This is a genomic window from Leisingera sp. F5, from assembly GCF_001593695.1.
In genome coordinates this window covers 19,636-40,715 of sequence record NZ_LUKH01000038.1, presented here as the reverse complement: position 1 = coordinate 40,715, position 21,080 = coordinate 19,636, and the positions used below count along the sequence as shown (strand labels likewise).

19 protein-coding genes, 1 pseudogene and 1 riboswitch are annotated in these 21,080 nt (G+C 62.6%); of the genes and pseudogenes, 6 read left to right on the top strand and 14 right to left on the bottom strand.

The genetic code is table 11. The annotated features are described in order from the left end of the window. From A2I95_RS20435 to A2I95_RS20410, 6 genes are all read right to left on the bottom strand, one after another. Positions 1-871 (bottom strand): GAF domain-containing protein (locus A2I95_RS20435; protein ID WP_291732693.1); only part of this gene is annotated, 871 nt, incomplete at its 3' end. 268 nt (positions 872-1,139) lie between these two features. Further along, a complete protein-coding gene (locus A2I95_RS20430) occupies positions 1,140-2,378 on the bottom strand; it encodes an aspartate kinase (RefSeq protein WP_291732690.1) in 1,239 nt (412 codons plus the stop codon). A gap of 179 nt (positions 2,379-2,557) precedes the next feature. Further along, entirely contained in the window at positions 2,558-4,006 is a 1,449-nt protein-coding gene (locus tag A2I95_RS20425) for a TrkH family potassium uptake protein (protein ID WP_291732688.1), read from the bottom strand. A gap of 47 nt (positions 4,007-4,053) precedes the next feature. Then, entirely contained in the window at positions 4,054-4,602 is a 549-nt protein-coding gene (locus A2I95_RS20420) for a hypothetical protein (protein WP_291732686.1), read from the bottom strand. Positions 4,603-5,137: 535 nt separating this feature from the next. Next, positions 5,138-6,241 (bottom strand): GTP cyclohydrolase FolE2, encoded by a 1,104-nt coding sequence (gene folE2, locus A2I95_RS20415; protein WP_291732683.1) that lies wholly within the window; start codon positions 6,239-6,241, stop codon positions 5,138-5,140. 112 nt (positions 6,242-6,353) lie between these two features. After that, positions 6,354-7,208 carry a LysR substrate-binding domain-containing protein gene (locus tag A2I95_RS20410; RefSeq protein WP_291732681.1) on the bottom strand — a complete coding sequence of 285 codons (855 nt, stop codon included), beginning with the start codon at positions 7,206-7,208 and terminating at the stop codon, positions 6,354-6,356. 110 nt (positions 7,209-7,318) lie between these two features. Between A2I95_RS20410 and A2I95_RS20405 the strand changes: the two genes are divergently transcribed. Beyond that, on the top strand, positions 7,319-8,107 hold the full coding sequence (locus tag A2I95_RS20405; protein ID WP_291732678.1) for a 2OG-Fe(II) oxygenase: 789 nt from the start codon (positions 7,319-7,321) through the stop codon (positions 8,105-8,107). Then, positions 8,104-9,354 carry a Xaa-Pro peptidase family protein gene (locus A2I95_RS20400; RefSeq protein WP_291732676.1) on the top strand — a complete coding sequence of 417 codons (1,251 nt, stop codon included), beginning with the start codon at positions 8,104-8,106 and terminating at the stop codon, positions 9,352-9,354. The genes A2I95_RS20405 and A2I95_RS20400 overlap by 4 nt, the downstream gene beginning before the upstream one ends. A gap of 97 nt (positions 9,355-9,451) precedes the next feature. Here A2I95_RS20400 and metZ read toward each other — a convergent pair whose 3' ends face one another. Then, entirely contained in the window at positions 9,452-10,642 is a 1,191-nt protein-coding gene (gene metZ, locus A2I95_RS20395; protein WP_291732674.1) for an O-succinylhomoserine sulfhydrylase, read from the bottom strand. Between the two features lie 59 nt (positions 10,643-10,701). After that, positions 10,702-10,781, bottom strand: a riboswitch (SAM riboswitch). Between the two features lie 458 nt (positions 10,782-11,239). Beyond that, entirely contained in the window at positions 11,240-12,682 is a 1,443-nt protein-coding gene (locus tag A2I95_RS20390; RefSeq protein ID WP_291732673.1) for an NCS1 family nucleobase:cation symporter-1, read from the bottom strand. Between the two features lie 171 nt (positions 12,683-12,853). Here A2I95_RS20390 and A2I95_RS20385 point away from each other — a divergent pair, with 171 nt between their 5' ends. Together A2I95_RS20385 and A2I95_RS20380 are read left to right on the top strand one after the other, a co-directional pair. Further along, positions 12,854-13,510: a GntR family transcriptional regulator gene (locus A2I95_RS20385; RefSeq protein ID WP_291732671.1), complete on the top strand. Its 657-nt coding sequence runs from the start codon at positions 12,854-12,856 to the stop codon at positions 13,508-13,510. A gap of 239 nt (positions 13,511-13,749) precedes the next feature. Then, positions 13,750-14,433, top strand: coding sequence for a glutathione S-transferase N-terminal domain-containing protein (locus tag A2I95_RS20380; RefSeq protein WP_291732668.1), 684 nt, complete (start codon positions 13,750-13,752; stop codon positions 14,431-14,433). A 116-nt stretch (positions 14,434-14,549) separates the two neighbouring features. Here the strand turns inward: A2I95_RS20380 and A2I95_RS20375 are convergent, their stop codons facing one another. The 4 genes from A2I95_RS20375 to A2I95_RS20360 all read right to left on the bottom strand — a co-directional run bounded on the left by A2I95_RS20375 (position 14,550) and on the right by A2I95_RS20360 (position 18,045). Next, positions 14,550-15,161, bottom strand: coding sequence for an inner membrane-spanning protein YciB (locus A2I95_RS20375; RefSeq protein ID WP_291732666.1), 612 nt, complete (start codon positions 15,159-15,161; stop codon positions 14,550-14,552). Between the two features lie 30 nt (positions 15,162-15,191). Beyond that, positions 15,192-16,094, bottom strand: a complete 903-nt coding sequence (locus A2I95_RS20370; protein WP_291732665.1) for a DMT family transporter — start codon at positions 16,092-16,094, stop codon at positions 15,192-15,194. Positions 16,095-16,180: 86 nt separating this feature from the next. Further along, positions 16,181-17,332 (bottom strand): signal recognition particle-docking protein FtsY, encoded by a 1,152-nt coding sequence (gene ftsY, locus A2I95_RS20365; protein ID WP_291732662.1) that lies wholly within the window; start codon positions 17,330-17,332, stop codon positions 16,181-16,183. A 77-nt stretch (positions 17,333-17,409) separates the two neighbouring features. Next, positions 17,410-18,045, bottom strand: a complete 636-nt coding sequence (locus A2I95_RS20360; RefSeq protein ID WP_291732660.1) for a lysoplasmalogenase — start codon at positions 18,043-18,045, stop codon at positions 17,410-17,412. A gap of 174 nt (positions 18,046-18,219) precedes the next feature. Here A2I95_RS20360 and A2I95_RS20355 point away from each other — a divergent pair, with 174 nt between their 5' ends. Continuing rightward, positions 18,220-18,606, top strand: a complete 387-nt coding sequence (locus A2I95_RS20355; protein ID WP_291732659.1) for a hypothetical protein — start codon at positions 18,220-18,222, stop codon at positions 18,604-18,606. A 32-nt stretch (positions 18,607-18,638) separates the two neighbouring features. Here A2I95_RS20355 and A2I95_RS20350 read toward each other — a convergent pair. Then, positions 18,639-18,917 (bottom strand): annotated as a pseudogene (locus A2I95_RS20350) (lysoplasmalogenase family protein); the annotation flags it as partial. Between the two features lie 174 nt (positions 18,918-19,091). Between A2I95_RS20350 and A2I95_RS20345 the strand changes: the two are divergent. After that, the gene (locus A2I95_RS20345) at positions 19,092-19,478 is read left to right on the top strand and encodes a hypothetical protein (protein ID WP_291732659.1); all 387 of its coding nucleotides are present in this window, start codon (positions 19,092-19,094) and stop codon (positions 19,476-19,478) included. A gap of 41 nt (positions 19,479-19,519) precedes the next feature. Here the strand turns inward: A2I95_RS20345 and xseA are convergent, their stop codons facing one another. Further along, complete coding sequence (gene xseA, locus A2I95_RS20340; RefSeq protein WP_291732657.1) at positions 19,520-21,025, bottom strand: exodeoxyribonuclease VII large subunit; 1,506 nt, start codon at positions 21,023-21,025, stop codon at positions 19,520-19,522. Between the last annotated feature and the right edge of the window lie 55 nt (positions 21,026-21,080).

Sequence of the window (21,080 nt, the reverse complement as noted above, 5' to 3'; positions counted from 1 at the left end):
TCCGGGCGCGGGCCTGGGATTGCTCTTTTTCCACTGCGGCTTCGGCGCTCAGACCGCGGGCGATGTCTTCTTCCATCCGCCGCATCCAGCCTTTGGAATTGGCAAACATCCGATAGGCCTCAAGAACTTGCAGCTGGTCTTTGTCGCCGTTGCGGGAAACTTCCAGCATTTTGTCAACGCCGACTCGCAGTTCCTCGACCGCGGCGTTCATCCGCTCCAGCTCACGCTGGGGATCATCGGCAATCGGATTGGTCACGATCACCCGCGGCTCATGCAGCCAGACGTGGCCTTCTGCCGCGCCCTCCTGGGCCGAGGTACCGTGGATCAGAACCGGCTGCTGGTGCAACGGCGACAGAGCCGCGCCTTCGCCGACAAAGGCGCCCAGCTCGGTCATCTCCGCGATGACCATCGCCACCACTTCCAGCGCATAGACCGCATCGGCTGAAAACTCGCGCCCCTCCTTGGACTGGACCACCAGAACACCCAGCATCTCGCCCAGCCGCTGCACCGGCACCCCGAGGAAGGAGGAAAACCGCTCCTCCCCGGTTTCCGGCATATAACGGAACCCCTTGGCATTGGGCGCATCCGGCGTGTTCACCACCTTGCCGTATCTCGCCACCCGCCCCACCAGGCCCTCGCCGATCCGCATCCGGGTCTGGTGCACCGATTCCAGGTTCAAACCCTGCGTTGCACAAAGCTCCAGCGTCTCGTCATCGCGGAACAGATAGACCGAGCACACCTCGGTCCCCATGCTGTCGGCGATCAGATGGGTGATCTTGTCGAGCCGCGCCTGGCCGGCATCGTCGCCCGCCATCGCCTCGCGCAAGCGAACCAGAAGCTTCCTGCTTTCGGATTCTGTTGTGTCAGCCATTGTCACCCTCTCCCGGGCACTTACCCTTTACGCCGCCGCCCTGTCAGGCCCTGGAACGGACTCCGCCCAGAGTAGTGCGTCAGCGCTCTCTCCTCCACCCACTTGTCCCACCCCAACGGAAAAAGTCCAAGTGTTTTTGCAGCATTGCCCGCAATCAGAGCAGCCTGACACGGCATTGCGCAAAATACCGCCAGTGGCAGGCCAGACACAACAAAGGCGCCGGAGCGGCGCCTTTGCTGGTTACAGAAAGCTGTTTACTGACGAGTACTTAGCCGGCTTTTTCCAGCTCAAATGCGTCATGCAGCGCTTGTACAGCCAGTTCCATGTATTTGCGGTCGATCAGCACCGAAATCTTAATTTCGGACGTGGTGATTACCTTGATGTTGACGCCCTCATCCGACAGCACTTTGAACATCTTGGCAGCCACGCCGGACTGCGAACGCATGCCGATACCGACCACCGAAACCTTGGCCACATCCTTGTCGGCCAAGAGTTCGGCATAGTTCAGCTCGCCCTTTTCCTTGATCGCCAGCAGCGCCTGCTCGGCGCGGGCAACCTGATCGGTCGGGCAGGAGAAGGTCATGTCGGTGCGGCCCTCGTCCGAGATATCCTGCACAATCATGTCAACATTCACGCCTGCATCGCTGAGCGTGGTAAAGATGGTCGCCGCGATACCGGGGCGGTCCGCCACCGACTGCACGGTCAGTTTGGCTTCGTCACGGGAATAGGCCACACCGGCCACAACATTGGATTCCATGATTTCCTCCTCGGCACAGACCAGGGTACCGGCCTCGTCACTTTGTTCCTCGAAACTGGACAGCACGCGCAGCTTCACCTTATAGCGCATCGCCAGTTCAACCGAGCGGGTCTGCAGCACCTTGGCGCCCAGCGACGCCAGCTCCAGCATTTCCTCAAACGCGATCTTGTCCAGCTTGCGCGCCTTGTCGCAGATCCGCGGATCGGTGGTATAAACACCGTCCACGTCGGTGTAGATATCACAGCGCTCGGCCTCAAACGCAGCGGCAAAGGCCACCGCGGTGGTGTCCGAACCGCCGCGGCCCAGCGTGGTGATGCGGCCTTCGGGGCTGATGCCCTGGAAGCCGGCCACAACCGCCACTTTCATGCCTTCATCAAACTTGGCGCGGATGTTTTCCGGCGGGATCTCTTCGATCCGCGCCTGGCTGTGCGCCGAGGTGGTCCTGAGCGGCACTTGCCAGCCCTGCCAGCTGCGGGCGGGAACATCCATTTCCTGCAGCGTCAGCGCCATCAGGCCTGCGGTCACATTCTCGCCCGAGGACACAATCGCATCATATTCGCGCGCGTCATACAGCGGCGAGGTCTCATCTACCCAGCCGACCAGTTCGTTGGTCTTGCCGGACATCGCCGACACGATAACGATCACGTCATAGCCCTTGGCCACTTCAACGCCGACGCGTTTGGCAGCGCGGCGGATGCGGTCCAGGTTGGCGACAGACGTGCCGCCGAATTTCATCACAAGTACGGGCATATGGAGCGGGTCTCCCTGCGCTTGCGGGTTTCAGTCCCGTGCCTCATATGCGAGCGGTCCCTGGAGAGCAAGAGCATGCATCCCCATCGGGCAAGGAAGCTGCGGTTCAGGCGGCCGGTTCAGCGCGGCAAACCGCCACAAGGATCAGGCGGCGCAATATTTGCCAATCCGCCGGGTGCTCAACTGCGCCAGAAGCGGACAGTCAGCATCGCGTAGACCGCCATCAGCTCCAGCCGCCCGATCAGCATCGCCGCGCTTAGGATCCATTTCGCCGGATCATTGAGGGTAGAGAAATTGCCTGCAGGCCCGATGGTGTCTCCCAGACCCGGACCGATATTCGCCAGGGCGGTGGCCGCACCGGACACCGCGGTTTCAAAATCCAGGCCCGTCAGCGCCAGCGCCCAGGCCACCATGCCCAGCGTCACAACGAAGAACATGAAGAAAGATATCACCGAGCTGAGCACCTCAGCGTCCACCGGGCGGCCTTCGTAGCGGGTAAAGAACACCCCATGCGGCGAACGGATGCGCTGGATCTGCGTCCTGACCGAGGCCAGCAGCAGCTGGTAGCGGAAGATCTTGACGGAACAGGCGGTCGATCCCGCACAGCCGCCGATCAGCCCGGTGAAGAAGAAGATCATCACCAGAAAGCTGCCCCATTGCATGTAATCCGCACTGGCATAACCGGTGCCCGACATGATCGAGGTGATGTTGAACAAGGCCGAGCGCAGCGCCTCTTCACCGTTGTGCGGATTGGCGTAATACAGAACTCCGGCTGCCACTGCGACCAGAATGCCCAGTGTCATCATGAAGCCGCGGATCTGGCTGTCCCGCAGCATCGGCGCGCCATACCCGTTGATCAGCTGCACATAACGCACAAACGGCAGCGCCGCGAGGATCATGAAAATCGCCGCCGCATATTCCACCGGCCCGGCAAAGGCCCCGAAAGAGGCATCATAATTGGCAAAACCGCCGGTGGCGATGGTGGTCATGGAATGCACCAGCGCATCAAACGGCCCCATTCCCATCACCATATAGACCAGCATGCAGGCCATGGTCAGCGACACGTAGATCAACGAGATCTGCTTGGCGATCGCCTGCGCGCGGGGCAGGATTTTGCCAAAGGTATCAAAGCTTTCCGATTTAAAGATCTGCATCCCGCCGACCCGCAGCTCGGGCAGGAAAACCATTGCCACAACAATGATGCCGATACCGCCCAGCCATTGCAGGATACCGCGCCACAAGAGCAAGCCGCGGGGCAGCCCGTCCAAGCCGGAAATCACCGTTGATCCAGTGGTGGTCAGCCCGGACATCGCCTCGAAAAACGCATCGACAAAGCGCAGCTCGGTTGCTCCCAGCATCAGCGGGATCGCCCCGAACAGCGGCAGCGCCAGCCACACCGTGGTGGTCAGCAGGAAGGTCTGGCGGATCGTCAGCCCTTCCTTAACGCCATTGGCGCAGCTCAACGCCAGCAGCCCGCCGACCAGAATGGTGAACACCGCACTTTCCAGAAACACATGCCATTCACCGCGGCCATCCAGCAGGTCGACCAGCAGCGGGAACAGCATCATCGCTCCCAAGATGACGACCAAAAGGCCGATGACATATCCAACCGGGCGGAGATCCAACATGCGGGGCAGCGTTGGACCTGCGCGCGGCAAGTGTCAAGCCTGCGGCTCTAATCCTTGCCCTCACCGGCTTTGCCTGCGTTGCGCGCGGGCATCTTCCGCGGCTTGGACGGCTTGCGCGGGCGTTTTCCTGGCGCCGCCTTCACTGATTGCGCTGGTTTGGCGGCCAGGGGCTCTGTTTCCGGAGCGGGCATTTTCACAGCGAATGACTTTGTCACCGCCGCCACTGCGGCAGACTGCGTCGTGTTTTGTTGTTTTTCCGGGCTGCGGCGGCTGGTGGCGGATCCCCGGAATACTGCGGCTGGCTCCGCAGCCGCATCGGTGTCCGGCTTTCCAGTTGCGCTTGTCTTTGCCTGATTTGCTTTCTCCGCCACCGGCTTTGACACTTCCGGCGTCGCAACTGCAGTCTTGGCCGGTACGGTTTGCCCACCAGCGGCCTTTCCTGCAGCAGCCTGCACGGCCGTTTTTTGTTCCGCGACCTTGCGCACTGCCGGCTTTCTAGCAACCGCCTTCCTTTTGGCACCGGGCTTTGCTTCTGATTTCACGGCGGGCGGTTGCGTGGCTTTCACTGCGGGCGAAACCAATGTGCTTTCTTTCACAGGCGCTGACGGTTGCGCAGTCTGCGGCGTTGCAGTTTCCGGCCATGCCGGCTGCGGCACCACAAGGCCAAGGATTGTCCGCTGCAATTCAAACAAGGAATGCGCGGCCCGCATCTGTCCCATCGGCGTCGCAATCACTGCTTCGGTCATTTGCCGCCACAGCTTCAGCTGCGTGCCTGCCGTATAGCCTGCCCATTCATGCGCCAAGGCTGAGAATGCGCTATGCTGGTGAAAACTGCTCATCAGATACTCCTTACTTCATGCACCGGTTTTACCCTGCCTGTTCGTGTTGCGGCCGGGCAAAAGAAGGAGAGGCGCGGCACCGGAGCAGATCCGGGCCTGCAGCATCGGCAATCGGGTGTAAGTTCCCTGCCCCATGCACAACGGCTCCCCAGAACACCTGGAGAATCCTCCAGGCTACAGCCCGGAGCTTATCATGCTTCGCTGCAAGGCAGCACAAAAAATGCGGCAATGCAGAAACTACGGGAGGTCAGCCGTGTGCCTGCCTTCAAACCGGGCACGTCAACCCGGCAGGTTACCCTTGGTGGATCAGGGTCGAGAACAGTTTCGGGTCCAGGCTCATCGCCTTGAACAGCGGGCCTTGGGTCAGCACGCTGACGGCATCATGGCTGTGCAGGCTTTCCTGATGGCTGGCCACCACCCGGAAATCGCCGATCCGCGCATCGCCCTGCAGCGCTTCGCAGAACAGCCGCGCCGCGTCTTCCACAAAGATCGGATTGGCGGCGTTCAGCTCGGCAAAGGCCTGCTCGTCCTCGCGCTTGACCATCACCTGGGTCTCGGTCGGCACCGCGCGGCGGCACAGCTCGATCAGATCTTCAAACCACAGGCAGTCGCTGCCTGGCACAGACTGAACAGAAATCCGCGCCACCGAGCGCTGCGAATGCGGCGTCGCCAGCTGGCCGCGCGACTGGCGGGCATGCTCCGACAGCTCCAGCGAGCACGGGCAGGTCGAGGAATAGACATAGTCCAGGTGCATGATCTTCTCACGCACACCGTCATGGTCCACCAATTCCAGCGCAAAGTCGTAATACTGATAGCCGCTGAGGCCCGAGCGCAGGCTTTCCACCTTTGCAGGGAAGGAGAACCGCATCTGGATGCGCGCATCCGGGCTGTCCAGATCGCTCAGGTAGTCATCCAGTGCCGATGCCATCACCTCAAAGCTGAAGGTGCGCTCTGCGTGCTTGTAAAAGGTGCGCATGATCCGGGACATGTTGATGCCCTTCTTGCCCGCATCCAAGCTGACGGTGCCGGTCACGCTGGTCTCCAGCGTCAGGTCGCCATCATCGCGGGTGTGAAACCGGATCGGCAGCCGGAAGTTGGAGATTCCCACATGCTGGATCTGCTCCTTGGCGCCGCGGATCAGGCTAGTCGGCCCGTTCTGAAGGTCAGGCAGCGTCGCGCGGTAGGCCTCGTCCGACTTGAAATCTTCGGGATACTGCCGCGACAGCTCAGGGTAGTTGCCAACCGCACGGCCCGGCAGCAGCCGCGCCACCGCCGGATCCAGCTCGGCAATCTCGGTCTCTGTCACAGTGCCGGCCCAGGCCCGCAGCACATCCAGCGCAGCAGCCGCAGCCTCGCGGTCCGGCGCCTCGGCAGCGTCGCGGTTATGAATGTTCATCGGCGTTTCCCCCAGTGATACGGGCCCCATATAGGGTGCGGCAGGCCACCCTCATATACTGTTACGCGGCAATTTTCAAAACGGATCCGCCATTTGCGGCAGAACCGGCGCCTTAACGGACCCCAAGCACCTCCGCAAGGGTCCGCAGGCGCCGCGAGCGCGACTTGTAATGCGCAGTAACCAGCACATAGGGCCGTGGCATTTCCAGCGCCGGGCCGTCCAGACGGTGCAGCCTGCCCGCCCGGATTTCGCCGCCCACGACCTGCGCCGGCAACAGCGCAATTCCCAACCCCGCCTGCACCAGTGCTACCACCGATGGAACCGACTGCCCGATGATCGCCGCCGCCGGGTCTTCGCGCGAAATCCCGTGCTGAATAAAATACTGTCGCCAGCCCGGCACCGAGGAAATCGTCTCGCCCCAGCTGACCTCCACCAGCGGCGCCGTCCGGATGTCCATCTGCGGGCCCATGCCGACCGGGACCATTTGGTCCGTGAACAGGGCTTGCGTCCGGTGCTCCGGATGCTCGCCGCCATAGGTCAGCCGCGCATCAATCCCCTCCGCCTCCAGGTCGATCCGGTCATCCTCGATCCTGAGCCGCAGCGGTACATCGGGCCGCAGGCTGGCAAAGGCCTTCAGCCGCTCCGGCAGCCACAGCTGCGCCAGCGCCGGCGTTGCCGAAATCACCAGCGGGCGCCGGGCGCCGCCTTCGGTCAGCGCTTCCGTGAAACTGGCAATCTCCGCCAGCGACATCGCCGCCTTCTGGTAGTAGTCGCGCCCCGCATCGGTCAGCCGCACCTGATTGGCGCGGCGGGTGAACAGCTTCAGCCCCAGCCACTCTTCCAGGTTCTTCACCTGCATCGACACTGCCGCCGAACTGACACCCAGCTCTGCCCCCGCAGCCGAAAAGCTGCCGGCGCGGGCGGCGCATTCAAAGGCCCGCAGGGCATTCAGGGGCGGCAGTTTCATGACGGCACAGTGCAAGAAAATCTTATGCTCGCCAAGATATTTTATAGTGGTCAGAACCCCGTCCGGCGCGCAATCTCGGGCAAAGCTCAAAAGACCCCAAGGAACACCCCATGCGCGACATTCTTGATCTCGACCGTTACCCGCTCGACCGCCCCGGCGCCCCGGAATGGCAGGCCCTGGTGGACCGCTGCCGCGCCGAACTGGCTGCGGACGGCATGTTCAGCCTGGACGGGCTGATGAACCCGGAAGTGGCCCAGGGCGCCGCCGATGCGCTGCAGGGGAAATTCAAATCCGAAAGCTTCCACCACAAGCGCTGGCACAACATCTATTTCAAGGACAGCGTCGAAGGTCTGGCACCGGATCACCCGGCGCTGCAAAAGGTCGAGACTTCAAACTTCACACTCTGCGCCGACCAGTTCCCCGGCTCGCCGGTCCTGCGGCTGTATGACTGGCCGCCCTTTGCAGGGTTTCTGGCCGCTACCATGGGGAAACCCGCGCTCTACACCATGGACGACCCCTTGGCGCGGCTGAACATCATGTCCTATGGCGCAGAGCAAGCGCTGAACTGGCACTTCGACCGCTCAGAGTTTACCACTACCATGCTGCTGCAGGCCCCGGATGAAGGCGGAGAGTTCATCTACAGCCCCGAACTGCGCACGGATGACGATCCGAATTACGGCGGTGTCGAACGGCTGCTGGCAGGCGAAGACCCGAACATGCGTTCAATCACCCTGGCACCGGGCACGCTGAATATCTTCCGCGGCAAGAACTCCCCCCACCGCGTCGGCACCGTCAAAGGCGGCAAGACGCGGGTGATCGCTGTCTTCACCTTCTACGAACGCCCCGGTGTGCGGTTCTCGGACGAGGAAAACATCGGCTTTTACGGCCGTGCGTCATGACGGAACTGGCCGTTTTCAAGGACGAACGCAAACGCACCTTCCTGAATGCCGAAGGTGCCGACAAACCGCTGAAGTCACCTCTGGGCGAGGACGTTCTGAACCGCGCCCGCGCCTACCGCCTGCAGCGGCTGCGCGATGAAATGGCGCGCCAGGATGTGGCGGGTCTCCTGCTCTATGATCCGGTCAACATCCGCTATGCGTTTGATTGTTCCAACATGTCGATCTGGACCGCCCACAACCCGATCCGCTACGCGCTGATCCTGAACGGCGGCCCCGGCATCATGTTTGAATTCAAGGGCTGCGAGCATCTGAACGACGGGTTGCCCGGCATTGACGAGGTCAGGAACGCCATCGGCTGGATGTTCATGTGTGCAGGCGACAAGGCCGCGGAGCGGCTGACCCCGTGGGCTGCGCAGATCGCGGATCTGCTCCGGAAGCACGGCGGCGGCAACCTGCGTCTGGGTGTTGACCGGATGGAACCCGAGGGCGTGCATGCCCTGTCAGAGCACGGTATCCAGGTCATTGACGGCGGCCAGATCACCGAAACTGCCCGCGCCATCAAGTCAGCCGAAGAAATCGAGCTGATGCGCTGGACCATCCGCGTTTGCGAAGCTGGCATGGCGCGGATTTATGAACATTCGGTGCCCGGCGTGACCGAACAAGAGCTTTGGGCGCATCTGCATTTCGAGAATGCCCGCTCGGGCGGCGAATGGCTGGAAACCAAGCTTCTCACCTGCGGCCCCAACACCAATCCCTGGTACAAGGAATGCTCCGCCCGCGAATGCCGCGAAGGGGAGATGATCTCATTCGATACCGACATGATCGGGCCTTACGGATACTGCGCCGATCTCTCGCGCAGCTGGACCTGCGGCTATCAGCCGATGAACGATACCCAGAAGCGCCTGTATTCGGCGGCGCGGCAGCAGATCGGCCACAACATAGCGCTATTGCAGCCCGGCCTCAGCTTTGCCGAGTTCAACGCCAAGAGCTGGCAAATCCCGGAACCCTTTCAGCCATACCGGTATTCACTGGCGGCCCATGGCGTCGGCATGGCCGATGAATGGCCGGTGGTGCCCCTGCATGTGGACTTTGACGGCGGACACGGCGGACAGTTCGAGGAGAACATGGTGATCTGCATCGAAAGCCTGATCGGCGCGCAAGGCTCCGAGTCGGTCAAGCTGGAAACCCAGGTGCTGGTCACCGCGGATGGCCCGGTGCGGCTCGACAGTTTCCCCTGGGAAATGTGAAAAAAGAGAGGGGGCTGTCTGCCCCCTCTTGAGCCTATGGCTCAATTCACCCCCGAGAGTATTTTCGGCCAGAAAGAAGCAGCTTTCCGGCAGCCTCTCAGGCCTGCGAGGCCTCCAGCGCCGCCGTCAGGTCGGCGATCAGATCATCTGCATCCTCCAATCCGACCGAGAAGCGCACCAGGCCCGGGGTGATACCCAACTCGTCCTTCAGCTCGTCAGTCAGCCGCTGGTGGGTGGTGGTCGCCGGATGGGTGGCGATGGACTTGGCGTCGCCCAGGTTGTTGGAAATCACCGGGATGGTCATCGCGTTCAAGAACTTGAACGCGGCTGCCTTGCCGCCCTTCAGGTCCAGCGACAGCACCGTGCCGCCCTTGCCGCCCAGCTGGGTCTGCACCAGTGCATTCTGCGCGTGGTCTTTAAGGCCCGGATAGATGGTGCGCGCCAGCGCCGGGTGGCCGTTCAGCGCCTCGGCAATCTTCAACGCGGTCTCGGCCTGAGCGTCGACGCGCAGCGACAGCGTCTCCAGTCCCTTCAGCATCACCCAGGCATTGAACGGGCTGAGCGAGCCGCCGGTGTGCTTCATATAGGGTTCCAGCGTGCCGCGGATATAATCCTTGGTGCCCAGAACCACCCCGCCCAGCGCCCGGCCCTGGCCGTCGATGTGCTTGGTGGCGGAATAGATCACCACATCGGCGCCCTGCGCGATGGCGCGGGAGAACACCGGGGTCGAGAACACGTTGTCCACCATGACGGTCGCGCCAACAGCATGCGCAATCTCCGCAACGCCCGCGATGTCGATCACTTCGAGCGTCGGGTTCGACATGCTTTCAAAAAACACCGCCTTGGTGTCCGGGCGCACGGCTTCCCGCCAGGCATTCAGGTCGGTGCCGTCGATGAAGGTCACCTCAACGCCGAAGCGGCCAAGCACATCCGCCAGGATATAGTTACAGGAGCCGAACAGCGCCTTGGCCGAGACAATGTGATCGCCTGCCTTCACCAGCGAGGTCAGCGCGCCGTTGACCGCCGCCATTCCGGAGGCGGTGGCAAAGGCATCCTCAGCCCCTTCCAGCGCAGCGATGCGTTTTTCGAACATGTCCACGGTCGGATTGCCGTAGCGGGCATAAATGAACTCATCCGGGCCGGTCTCGATGAACCGCGCCTCAGCCTGCTCGGCACTGTCGTAGACAAAGCCCTGGGTCAGGAAGATCGCCTCGCTCACCTCGTTGTACTGGCTGCGGCGGGTGCCGGCGTGAACCAGCTTGGTGCGGCTGTTCCAGTTGTCGCTCATCTTCTGTCTCCTCGCGCCAATCGCGCATAAAAAAACCCCAATCGGCCAAGCGAAAGGGGGTCCTTCACGTCCTGACCTCTTTAGCGGGAATGTTTTACGTGGCCCGCAATCCGGTAACAAATCACGCACGCCCAAGGCGGCAACCCTCAGGATTTAAACGGCCTAAAGAAAACAATACACTGATCATTTTCCATAGAAGGATCTTTGCCGCGACCCTAACGCCTGCCCTCCCTCCCCGCTTGGGCATGCCTGAAAGCTGAACTTCAAGCCTTGCGGCATGCTTTGGCGAACTTGGCTGCCTGGGGCCATCTGGATGGTCCAGGCACCAGGAAGGATTACGCGGGAATACAGCAGAAAAGCCCGGTTATGCAAGGCCGAATACGGCCTGCAAGGCCGGATGACTTGCCCTGCAAACGGTCTGAACCTCCATGTTGGAGCCCGCGTCCTCGGCCTGGGTTGCAGGGCTGGCCGGTCTTTGACCGGCAACGGGACAGCCCAGACGTCCGACGTAATCGCAGGGTCGTGCCGGCTGCAAGCAGTATCAGACAGTTTGCCGGTGGAACAACCAACTCCACCGGCCGCAGCCTCGGAATACCCTCAGGTTTTTGCATGGTGCCTGGCAAAGAGGTTGTAGGCCAGTCCGCCGAGGATTGCACCAATCACCCAATTGAAGCCGGACAAGAACGCGAACCACGGAACCCAGACAGTCGCGACCGAGAAGATGGCCGCCGCCGCAAAGGCTTTGACCGCGGCATTGTTCCAGCCGTTGTCATAGTGGTAGATGCCGCCTTCCATGTTGTAGAGGTCGTCTTCGTTCAGCTGCTCCTGCCGGTGCAGATAGTAGTCGACGATCATAATGCCGAAGATCGGCGCCAGCGTCGCGCCGAGCGTGTTGACGAAACCGCTGATGCCGAACTGGCTGATGAAGCTGTTCCAGAAGCCGCCGATGACCAGTGCAAACAGCGAGGTGATCAGACCAGCCTTGCGGAAGCTGATCCTTTCGGGGGCCAGATTGGCAATACCATTCACCGCCGGGATGAAATTGGCGACCAGGTTGATGCCGACAGTCGCTGCAAAGAAAGTGATTGCGGCAATGATACCCAGCAGCACACTGTCGGTCCGCTCAACGATCTCGGTCGGATTGATGATCTCTTCACCAAAGACGACAGCCGCACCGCCGGTGGTCAGCAGGGCCAGGGCCGAGAACAAGATCATGTTGAACGGCAGACCGGCAAAGTTGCCCAAGACCATGGCCCGCTTGTCCTTGGCATACCGCGAGAAGTCGCTGAAGTTGATCATCACGGCAGCAAAATAGGCCACCATGGTGCCGACTATGGCAATAAACCCTTTGAGTTCGCTCCAAAAGGTGCCTTCGGGGTTGGCAAAGATCGTGGCCGTGGCGGTGAGCAGCTGACCGTCCGAACGCTGCCAGAGCACAATGACAAGGCCGATCATCACCAGATACACGAAGGGCCCCGCGATATTGAGAAAGGTTTCCACCCAGCTCATGCCGCGCCAGAAGATGAGGATATGAAAACCCCAGACGACCACGAAGGAGAGCCAGTCGATACTGGTAAGGCCGAGAATTTCGGTACCGCCAGCGGCACCGGTGAGCGAGCGGATCAGCAGCGCCAGCGCGGTTGAGGCGAAGTAGACTTGGACCCCGTACCAGAACACCGCCACCGTTGCGCGCAGAATGGCCGGCAGTTTGGCCCCCTGGGTCCCCATGCTGGCGCGCGCCAGAACCGGATAGGGTATGCCGTATTTCTCGCCCGCTGCACCGGAGAGATTCACCATCCACATCACGAACAGCCCGGCGCAGATCAGGGCCGCAAAGGCAGTCCAGCCGCCGACGCCATAGGAAATGAACAGCGACGCCACCAGCGAATAGCCGAACAGCGACTGCACGTCATTGGCCCAGATGTTGAAGATGGCGAACCATCCCCATGTTTTTTCGTCGCTGCCAACGGGGTTAAGCGCATTGCCCTTGGGGTCGAGTGTCCCCCCGTGTGCGATATGCACGTCGTCTGTTACAGTCATTTTTTCCTCCCTGATGCTGTTCCGCGGATGGCGGCTTCGTGCCCCTCCCAAACAGCGCGGCAATCTAAACTTGCAACTAACATGTTAGCAGGTATCCTATGTGGCAGTCTGTTAGGAATTTCAGATAGCACCTTATTGAAACCGCAGGTAATGCCCGTTAAGGACAGCCGGATGACTCAGTCTCAAGATGTTCAGCTTTTGGCGGTGAAGGCGCAGCAAGCCCTGTCGGCGGCGCTGCGCAACGGGCAGCTGCGCGACGGGCAGTTTCTGTCAATGTCTCAGCTTGTTACCATGCTCGGCTTCCCGCTGTCCGCGGTCCGCGAAGCGGTAAAGCACGCCAGCTCGCAAGGCCTGCTGATCACTTTGCCCAAGCGCGGGATCCAGGTGATGGAGGCGCGCCCCGAAACGATCCGCGACTGCCTCGACTTCCGGATGGTGCTGGACCAGGAGGGGGCACGGCGGCGGATATCCAGCGATGATCTGACCGGCCTGGATGCACTTCGGGACCGGCATCAGGCCTTTCGCGACGCCGCGCGGCGGGGCGAGGCCAGCGGCACACCGGAGGGCGCCATAGAAGTTGACCTCTCGCTGCATGACTTCCTGGCCGCTGGACTTGGCAACCCCCAGCTGGCGGCCGCGTATGCTGCCAACCGGATGCGGACCGCCATTATCCAGAACGCCCGCCCTTTCCTCCAGGACCGGATCCTATCGGCTATGGAGGAACATCTCGCCATAATAGACGCCCTTGAACGCCACGAAGCTGACGCGGCAATCAGCGCAATCCAGCATCACTATGCGCAGACCCTGCGATGGTGGGGCGTCACCTGATCTTCAGCACCCGGCTCGCCCTGGAATCGGCTGCCGCGAAGCGTCGAAGGTTATGCGTTTCGGACGCGCCGCAAGCAAGATGGCTTTCGCCGCAATGCGATGCCCGGGCACGCCGGATGCTACAGGCTCCAGTCACGCCGCCCGGGCCAAAACGGTCACACCCGAGCGAGGGCAGACGCCTCTTGCCCACCCTGCGCCCGCCGTGTTCCTGTGGCCGGGTAACCTGACGGAGGAAACAGATGCAGGATCCGATCCAGCTCCACTACTGGCCCACGCCCAACGGTTGGAAAATCTCCATTGCGCTGGAGGAGATGGACCTGCCATACGAGGTCACGCTGATTGACATCAGCAAGGGTGATCAGTTCGCACCGGAGTTCCTGAGCCTCTCCCCCAACAACCGGATACCCGCGATTGCGGACCCTGACGGCCCCGGCGCTGCGCCGGTCTCCCTGTTCGAAAGCGGCGCCATTCTGCAGTACCTCGCCCGCAAGACCGGCCGGTTCTACGGCGCGGATGAACGCGCGCGGCTGGCTGTGGATCAATGGCTGATGTGGCAGACGGGCGGGGTCGGGCCAATAGCGGGCCAGGCGCATCATTTCCTGAAATACGCTCCCGAAGACCTGCCCTATGCCAAAGACCGCTACCGGAATGAGGTTGCCCGTCTCTACGGTGTTCTGGACCGGCAGCTTGCGGAGAATGAATTTGCGGCAGGTCCGGACTATACGATTGCAGACATGGCGATCTGGCCCTGGGCCTCATTGTGGGAAGGCCAGCAGCAAACACTGGAAGACAAGCCGCATCTGGCTCGCTGGCTGGATCTGATGTGGTCCCGTCCCGGCGTGATCGCTGGCCGCGCACTGCATGCGGACTTGCGCGGTGACCGGTCGGATACCAAGGCCCAGCAGGTGCTGTTTGGCAACTAGACGTTAGCCGGATGCGCACCCGCAGCGCACCGCAGGTGCGCCGCCCGGCCCAAGGCTTTACATCTCATCTCTGATGAGGTGCCAAGGCGCGGGAGCCCGTCGCTGACGGCCACCGGTTACTCCGCCGGGCCGGTTTCTTCCTCCAGCCCGAATTTCTGCAGCAGCTGCCCTTGAGCCATAAAAAATGCGAACATCGCCACCGGCAGGCCGAAGGTCTTGAAATAGACCCAGGTCTCGGTGCTCTGGGTCCGCCAGATCAGCTCATTCGCCACCGCCAGGCCAAAGAAGAACGCACACAGCCGCCGGGTCAGGATCATCCAGCCTTCCTGCTGCAGCGGCATGACTTCCTCCATCACCACCTTCAGCCAGCTCTGCCCGCGCAACAGGCCGATGCCCAGCAAGCCGCCGAACAAGAGATACAGCATCGTCGGCTTCATCTTGATGAAGCGGTCGTCATTGAACCACACCGACATGCCGCCAAACAGCACCACCAGCACCAGGGTCGCAAATTGCATCCGCGACAGATGCCCGGTCAGCTTCCACAAGGCCAGCGTGGAAGCCACCATCAGCGGGATGAAGACTGCGGTGATGACGATGAAGCCCTGATACTCGCTGCCACCGATCAGAAACACCTCATCCTTCAGCTTCAGATAGCCGATGAAGAACAGGACGACCGGGCCCAGTTCCAGCAGCATCTTCAGGGTCGGGTTGATCTTCTTTGCGGCCATGGGGCCTCCTGTCAGTTCTGCGCGCGGGCTTTAGCCGCCCATTTCCACTATCACGGCGCCCAGCGCGATCAAAGCCATCAAGGCGATCCGCCGCGGCCCCACGGTTTCCTTCAGCACCAGCCAGCCGATCAGGGCGGCAAACACGGTCGAGGTCTCGCGCAGCACCGCCGCCTCCCCCACCTTGTCCAGCCTGGTGGCCAGCATGATCGCGCCAAAGGACGCAAAGGCCACCAGCCCGCCAAAGACCCCCCGGATCATCAGCGGCCCCGGCGCCGGCGGCGCGGGCATAGTCCGCCAGCGCAGGAAGGCAATCACCGGAAACACCAGCCCGTCGATCATGAAAAACCACGCCAGGAAGGTGAACGGATCCGCAGTCGCCCGGATGCCATAGGCGTCATATGTGGTGTAGGCGGCCACAAACAACCCGGTGATGAAGGCAAACAGCAGCGCAATCCCGAAGGTGTCGCGGTTGGCTTCCAGAAAGACAAAGTTATAGGCCGCCAGACCAAAAATCCCGGCCAGCAGCACCGCCACCCCCAGCCATTGCACCGGCGTGAAGATCTCGCCAAACAGAAAGAAGGAGCCGATCACCGTGAACAGCGGCCCGGTCCCGCGCACCACCGGGTAGACCACGGTATAGCTGCCCTTGGTATAGGCCAGCGCCTGGAACAGCTTGTAGAAGACGTGGATCCCCCAGGCGACAGCGAAGATCAGCCACATATGCGGCTCCGGCCAAGGCACCACGAACAGCGCAAAAGGCGCCGCCATCACGCAGTAGGAAAAGTCGATCGCTCCGCGCGACAGCCAGGGATCATGCCGCCCTTTTTGCAGCGCGCCAAAGACCGCATGCAGGAACGCCGCCCAGATGGCCAGAAACAGCGCCGCCTGATGCCCCGCTTCGGTGCCTTCCAGGGAGATCAGCCAATCGCTCAAATCAAATACCTTTGCGCGGGGTGAGGGCGCCGGGGGCTGCCTGCCCCCGGACCCCGGGGGATATTTTCAGCCAGATGAATGAAGGATCAGGTCTTTTCCAGGCCGGTCAGGGCTGCGGCAAATTCTTCTGGATCAAACGGCGCCAGATCGTCGATCTGCTCGCCCACCCCGATGGCGTGAATCGGCAGGCCGAATTTGTCGGCCAAAGCTACCAGCACGCCGCCCTTGGCGGTGCCATCGAGCTTGGTCATCACCAGGCCGGAAACATCCGCCAGCTTCTGGAAGGTGCCCACCTGGCTCAGCGCGTTCTGCCCGGTGGTCGCATCCAGCACCAAGAGGGTGTTATGCGGTGCTGTTTCATCTTTCTTGCGGATCACGCGGACGATTTTCGACAGCTCTTCCATCAGGTCGGCGCGGTTCTGCAGGCGGCCCGCGGTGTCGATCATCAAGAGGTCTGCGCCCTCTTCCTGCGCTTTGGTCATGGCATCAAAAGCCAGCGAGGCCGGATCGGAGCCTTCGGGTGCTGTCAGCACCGGCACCCCGGCCCGGTCGCCCCAGACCTGCAGCTGCTCCACTGCGGCGGCGCGGAAGGTGTCGCCTGCGGCAATCACCACCTTCTTGCCCGCGCCTTTGAACTGGCTCGCCAGCTTGCCGATGGTGGTGGTTTTGCCGGAACCATTGACCCCCACAACCAGCACCACCTGCGGGCGCTTTGCATAGATCGGCAGCGGCTTTGCCACCGGCTCCATGATGCGGGCGACTTCCTGTGCCAGCAGCTCCTTGATCTCGCGGCTGGAAACCTTCTTGCCCATCCGCCCTTCGGCCAGGTTGGAGGTCACGCGCAGCGCCGTGTCCACTCCCATGTCGGCGGCGATCAGCAGCTCTTCCAGCTGCTCCAGCATGTCGTCATCCAGCGCCCGGCGCGGCTCGGCGGCGGCGGTGCGGCCCATCAAACGGCCCAGCAGTCCCGGCGATTTTTTCTCAGGCTCCGGTGCAATCTGCGGCGCGGGGGCGGTTTCAGGTTCGGGCGCAGGCTCCGGCTCGGGTGCGGTCTCGGCAACAGCTTTCGGCTGCGGAACAGGTGCCGGGGCGGGCTGCTCCGGCGTCACTGCCGGGGCCTCTGCCAGGGCTTCGGCCGCACCGCTCCCGGCCCCCTCCTCGACAATCGCATCAAGCCCCTGCTCGAGCTTGGAAGAGGATTTGAACAGCCGTTCCTTGAGCTTTGAGAAAAACGCCATCTTGGTCTCCGCAAAAGGGTCTGCACCCCACCTAATGCGGATTTACCCGGAGTGCAAAGCGCAAGGCACCGCCGGGTTCAGGAAAATGCAGCGAGAAACCCGGCTTGCGCTCCCCAGTACAGCACCCAAACCGCATATGGCGTGATCCGCCGCAGCGGGTGCTCGTCGCTCAGAACAAAGGTTTCCGCCGCCAGGATCATGTCCGACAGCATAAAGGCACAGGCGGCAGCAAAGACCCAAGTGCCAAACGGCAGGGTCAGCGCTGCCGCCCCCATGCCGAGAATGATCGGGATATAGGCCAGCACCGGCGCTTTCAGCGCGCCCGCCCGCGGCGCCAGAACGCGCATCATGATCAGCCCCAGCACCAGCAGCCCGGCGGCAACCGCTGCAGCCGGCATTTGCATGACCCGCACAGGGTCGCTGTCCGGGCGGGTCAGGAACAGCGCCGCATAAGCCAGATGCCCTGCGGCAAAGGCCCCCACCCCTGCCATAAAGGCGCTTTCGCCGTCGCGCGACAGGAACAGGTCACCCAGCGCACAAAGGCCAAGCGCCAGCACCAGCAGCAGCGGTGCCCCCGCCAGCCCGCCGCCAAGAGCCAGAAGCGCAACCGCCGCGGTTTTTGCCAGGCTGCGCAGAATACCGGGCGGTTGCGCGGTCAGAAACAAATACCCGGCGGCGCAGATCGCGGCCCCTGCTGCTGTCCATTGCATCATCACGTTGCTGCCCCCTGCCCGTTTGCGCCAGTTGGCCGCAAGACACCCGCCGGGTCAAAGGTGACCAAACGGGAGCTTGGCAGCGCCGCTCCGCTTTGCGGCCTGTTTGCGCCCGGTGTGTTTCCCTTGGCCGGGACCCGGACACTCTGGCACAGTGAGCCCATGCGCTGTCTGATGATGATTCCCCTGATTGCCGCCCTCACTGGGCCGCTGCAGGCTGCCGAGCCGCTGAACGCCGAGCAATTCGACCGCTACACCCAGGGCCGCACCCTGTTTTACGGTTTCGGCGGCAGCATGTACGGGGTGGAGCGCTACCTGCCCGGACGGCGGGTGATCTGGTCTTTTCTGGACGGCAGATGCCAGGAAGGCAGCTGGTACGAAGACGCAGGCCGGATCTGTTTTATCTATGAAAACCGGGGCGATCCGCAGTGCTGGAGCTTTGAGCTCACCCCCGGCGGGCTGACCGCCCGGTTTGAGGATGACCCGGCCTCGACCGAATTGTACGAGGCCGAAGACATCGGCGAGGAAATGCTGTGCTACGGCCCTGACGCCGGGGTCTGAGGGTTGCGGCAGCGCATTGGGTATTTAGGACCCAGGAACAGCGCCGCATAAGCCAGATGCCCTGCGGCAAAGGCCCCCACCCCTGCCATAAAGGCGCTTTCGCCGTCGCGCGACAGGAACAGGTCACCCAGCGCACAAAGGCCAAGCGCCAGCACCAGCAGCAGCGGTGCCCCCGCCAGCCCGCCGCCAAGAGCCAGAAGCGCAACCGCCGCGGTTTTTGCCAGGCTGCGCAGAATACCGGGCGGTTGCGCGGTCAGAAACAAATACCCGGCGGCGCAGATCGCGGCCCCTGCTGCTGTCCATTGCATCATCACGTTGCTGCCCCCTGCCCGTTTGCGCCAGTTGGCCGCAAGACACCCGCCGGGTCAAAGGTGACCAAACGGGAGCTTGGCAGCGCCGCTCCGCTTTGCGGCCTGTTTGCGCCCGGTGTGTTTCCCTTGGCCGGGACCCGGACACTCTGGCACAGTGAGCCCATGCGCTGTCTGATGATGATTCCCCTGATTGCCGCCCTCACTGGGCCGCTGCAGGCTGCCGAGCCGCTGAACGCCGAGCAATTCGACCGCTACACCCAGGGCCGCACCCTGTTTTACGGTTTCGGCGGCAGCATGTACGGGGTGGAGCGCTACCTGCCCGGACGGCGGGTGATCTGGTCTTTTCTGGACGGCAGATGCCAGGAAGGCAGCTGGTACGAAGACGCAGGCCGGATCTGTTTTATCTATGAAAACCGGGGCGATCCGCAGTGCTGGAGCTTTGAGCTCACCCCCGGCGGGCTGACCGCCCGGTTTGAGGATGACCCGGCCTCGACCGAATTGTACGAGGCCGAAGACATCGGCGAGGAAATGCTGTGCTACGGCCCTGACGCCGGGGTCTGAGGGTTGCGGCAGCGCATTGGGTATTTAGGACCAGAAAGAAGCTAAAACAGCGAGCCTTGACCGCCGGCGGGCGGTTTCGGCGCGGCGGTCTTGGCCGCCGGGTCCACAGTGCCCTCCTCCAGATCCAGCGTGCCGTCGGCAAATTCGATCTGCAGCGAGCCGGCCTTGGCTGCTGCATCCCTGGTGGTGAGGATCTCCGCGCCCGAACGCACCACCGCATAGCCGCGCTCAAGCGTGGCCTTGTAGCTGAGGATCTCCAACTGGCGGCCTGCGGCGGAGAGGCTTTGGCGCTGGCGGTCAAGACGCAGCGATTGTGCGGCATCCAGCCTCTGCGCAAGACGGCCCAGCGCGTCCTTGCGGGCTGTGATCTCGCGCTGGATCGGGCGCAGGGTCAGACGGGAGGACAGGTTTTGCAACCGGTCGCGGCGCCCCTGCACCAGTTGGCGCAGGGTGGAAGGGCGCAAGGACGCGGCGGTTTCACTCAGATGCACCCGGCGGCGCTGCACACCGGATATCAGCGCACCCGGCAACCGGTCGGATATCCGGTCGAGCCGCTGGCGCGGGGTTTCCAGCAGGGTATCGGGCTTGGGTAATGCACGGGCCAGATCGTTCAGCCGCTGGCGCCTGAGCTGAACCGCCTGCCCCGCGGCACGGGTGAGCCGCGCCCCCTGGGTCTCGGCCCAGGCCATCAGTTCCAGCCGTACCGGCACCGCCAGTTCCGCCGCCGCCGTCGGGGTCGGCGCCCGGCGGTCAGACACAAAATCAATCAGCGTCGTATCCGTCTCATGCCCCACGGCTGAGATCAGCGGGATCTGCGAGGCAGCCACGGCACGGGCGACGATTTCCTCATTGAAACCCCACAGGTCCTCGATCGAGCCGCCGCCGCGCGCGACGATGATCAGATCGGGGCGCGGCAGCGCGCCGCCGGGGGTCAGGCGGTTGAAGCCTTCGATGGCGCGGGCCACTTCCGGCGCGCAGTTCTGGCCTTGCACCGCAACCGGCCAGACCAGCACCTTGCGCGGGAACCGGTCGCGAAGGCGGTGCAGAATATCACGGATCACCGCGCCCGACGGCGATGTCACCACACCGATGATCTGCGGCAGATAGGGCAGCGGCTTTTTGCGCTCGGAGGCAAACAGGCCCTCCGCTTCCAGCTGTTTCTTGCGTTTCTCCAGCAGCGCCATCAGCGCGCCCTGGCCCGCAACCGCAACCTCATCCACATTCATGTTGTATTTGGATTGGGCGCCAAAGGCCGTCAGCCGGCCGGTGACAACCACCTCCAGCCCTTCTTCGGGCACCACCGAGAGGCCCGCCACCTGCCCCTTCCAGGTGGTGCAGGCCAGCACTGAGCGGTCGTCCTTGATGTCATAATACAAATGGCCCGAGCGCGCCTTGAACACCCGGCCCACTTCGCCCTTCACCCGGATGCGGCCGAAAGTGCCCTCCAGCGTGCGTTTCACCTCGCCGGAAATTTCCGAAACGGTGAATTCAGGGGCGTTCTGACCCGGCTGGTCAACAGGGTTGGGATCGTCAAACAGGTCGGACATGGACGGGCTGCTCTCCTGCGGCACAGGTGGTTCTTGTTTTGAAGTCGCGCGCAGC

What these genes read in the sequence shown, in the direction of transcription:
- A2I95_RS20430 (WP_291732690.1), bottom strand. Translation starts at nt 2,378, where the DNA reads ATGCCCGTACTTGTGATGAAATTCGGCGGCACGTCTGTCGCCAACCTG.
- A2I95_RS20425 (WP_291732688.1), bottom strand. Translation starts at nt 4,006, where the DNA reads ATGTTGGATCTCCGCCCGGTTGGATATGTCATCGGCCTTTTGGTCGTC.
- folE2 (WP_291732683.1), bottom strand. Translation starts at nt 6,241, where the DNA reads ATGAACATTCATAACCGCGACGCTGCCGAGGCGCCGGACCGCGAGGCT.
- A2I95_RS20410 (WP_291732681.1), bottom strand. Translation starts at nt 7,208, where the DNA reads ATGAAACTGCCGCCCCTGAATGCCCTGCGGGCCTTTGAATGCGCCGCC.
- A2I95_RS20405 (WP_291732678.1), top strand. Translation starts at nt 7,319, where the DNA reads ATGCGCGACATTCTTGATCTCGACCGTTACCCGCTCGACCGCCCCGGC.
- A2I95_RS20400 (WP_291732676.1), top strand. Translation starts at nt 8,104, where the DNA reads ATGACGGAACTGGCCGTTTTCAAGGACGAACGCAAACGCACCTTCCTG.
- metZ (WP_291732674.1), bottom strand. Translation starts at nt 10,642, where the DNA reads ATGAGCGACAACTGGAACAGCCGCACCAAGCTGGTTCACGCCGGCACC.
- A2I95_RS20390 (WP_291732673.1), bottom strand. Translation starts at nt 12,682, where the DNA reads ATGACTGTAACAGACGACGTGCATATCGCACACGGGGGGACACTCGAC.
- A2I95_RS20385 (WP_291732671.1), top strand. Translation starts at nt 12,854, where the DNA reads ATGACTCAGTCTCAAGATGTTCAGCTTTTGGCGGTGAAGGCGCAGCAA.
- A2I95_RS20380 (WP_291732668.1), top strand. Translation starts at nt 13,750, where the DNA reads ATGCAGGATCCGATCCAGCTCCACTACTGGCCCACGCCCAACGGTTGG.
- A2I95_RS20375 (WP_291732666.1), bottom strand. Translation starts at nt 15,161, where the DNA reads ATGGCCGCAAAGAAGATCAACCCGACCCTGAAGATGCTGCTGGAACTG.
- ftsY (WP_291732662.1), bottom strand. Translation starts at nt 17,332, where the DNA reads ATGGCGTTTTTCTCAAAGCTCAAGGAACGGCTGTTCAAATCCTCTTCC.
- A2I95_RS20360 (WP_291732660.1), bottom strand. Translation starts at nt 18,045, where the DNA reads ATGATGCAATGGACAGCAGCAGGGGCCGCGATCTGCGCCGCCGGGTAT.
- A2I95_RS20355 (WP_291732659.1), top strand. Translation starts at nt 18,220, where the DNA reads ATGATGATTCCCCTGATTGCCGCCCTCACTGGGCCGCTGCAGGCTGCC.
- A2I95_RS20345 (WP_291732659.1), top strand. Translation starts at nt 19,092, where the DNA reads ATGATGATTCCCCTGATTGCCGCCCTCACTGGGCCGCTGCAGGCTGCC.
- xseA (WP_291732657.1), bottom strand. Translation starts at nt 21,025, where the DNA reads ATGTCCGACCTGTTTGACGATCCCAACCCTGTTGACCAGCCGGGTCAG.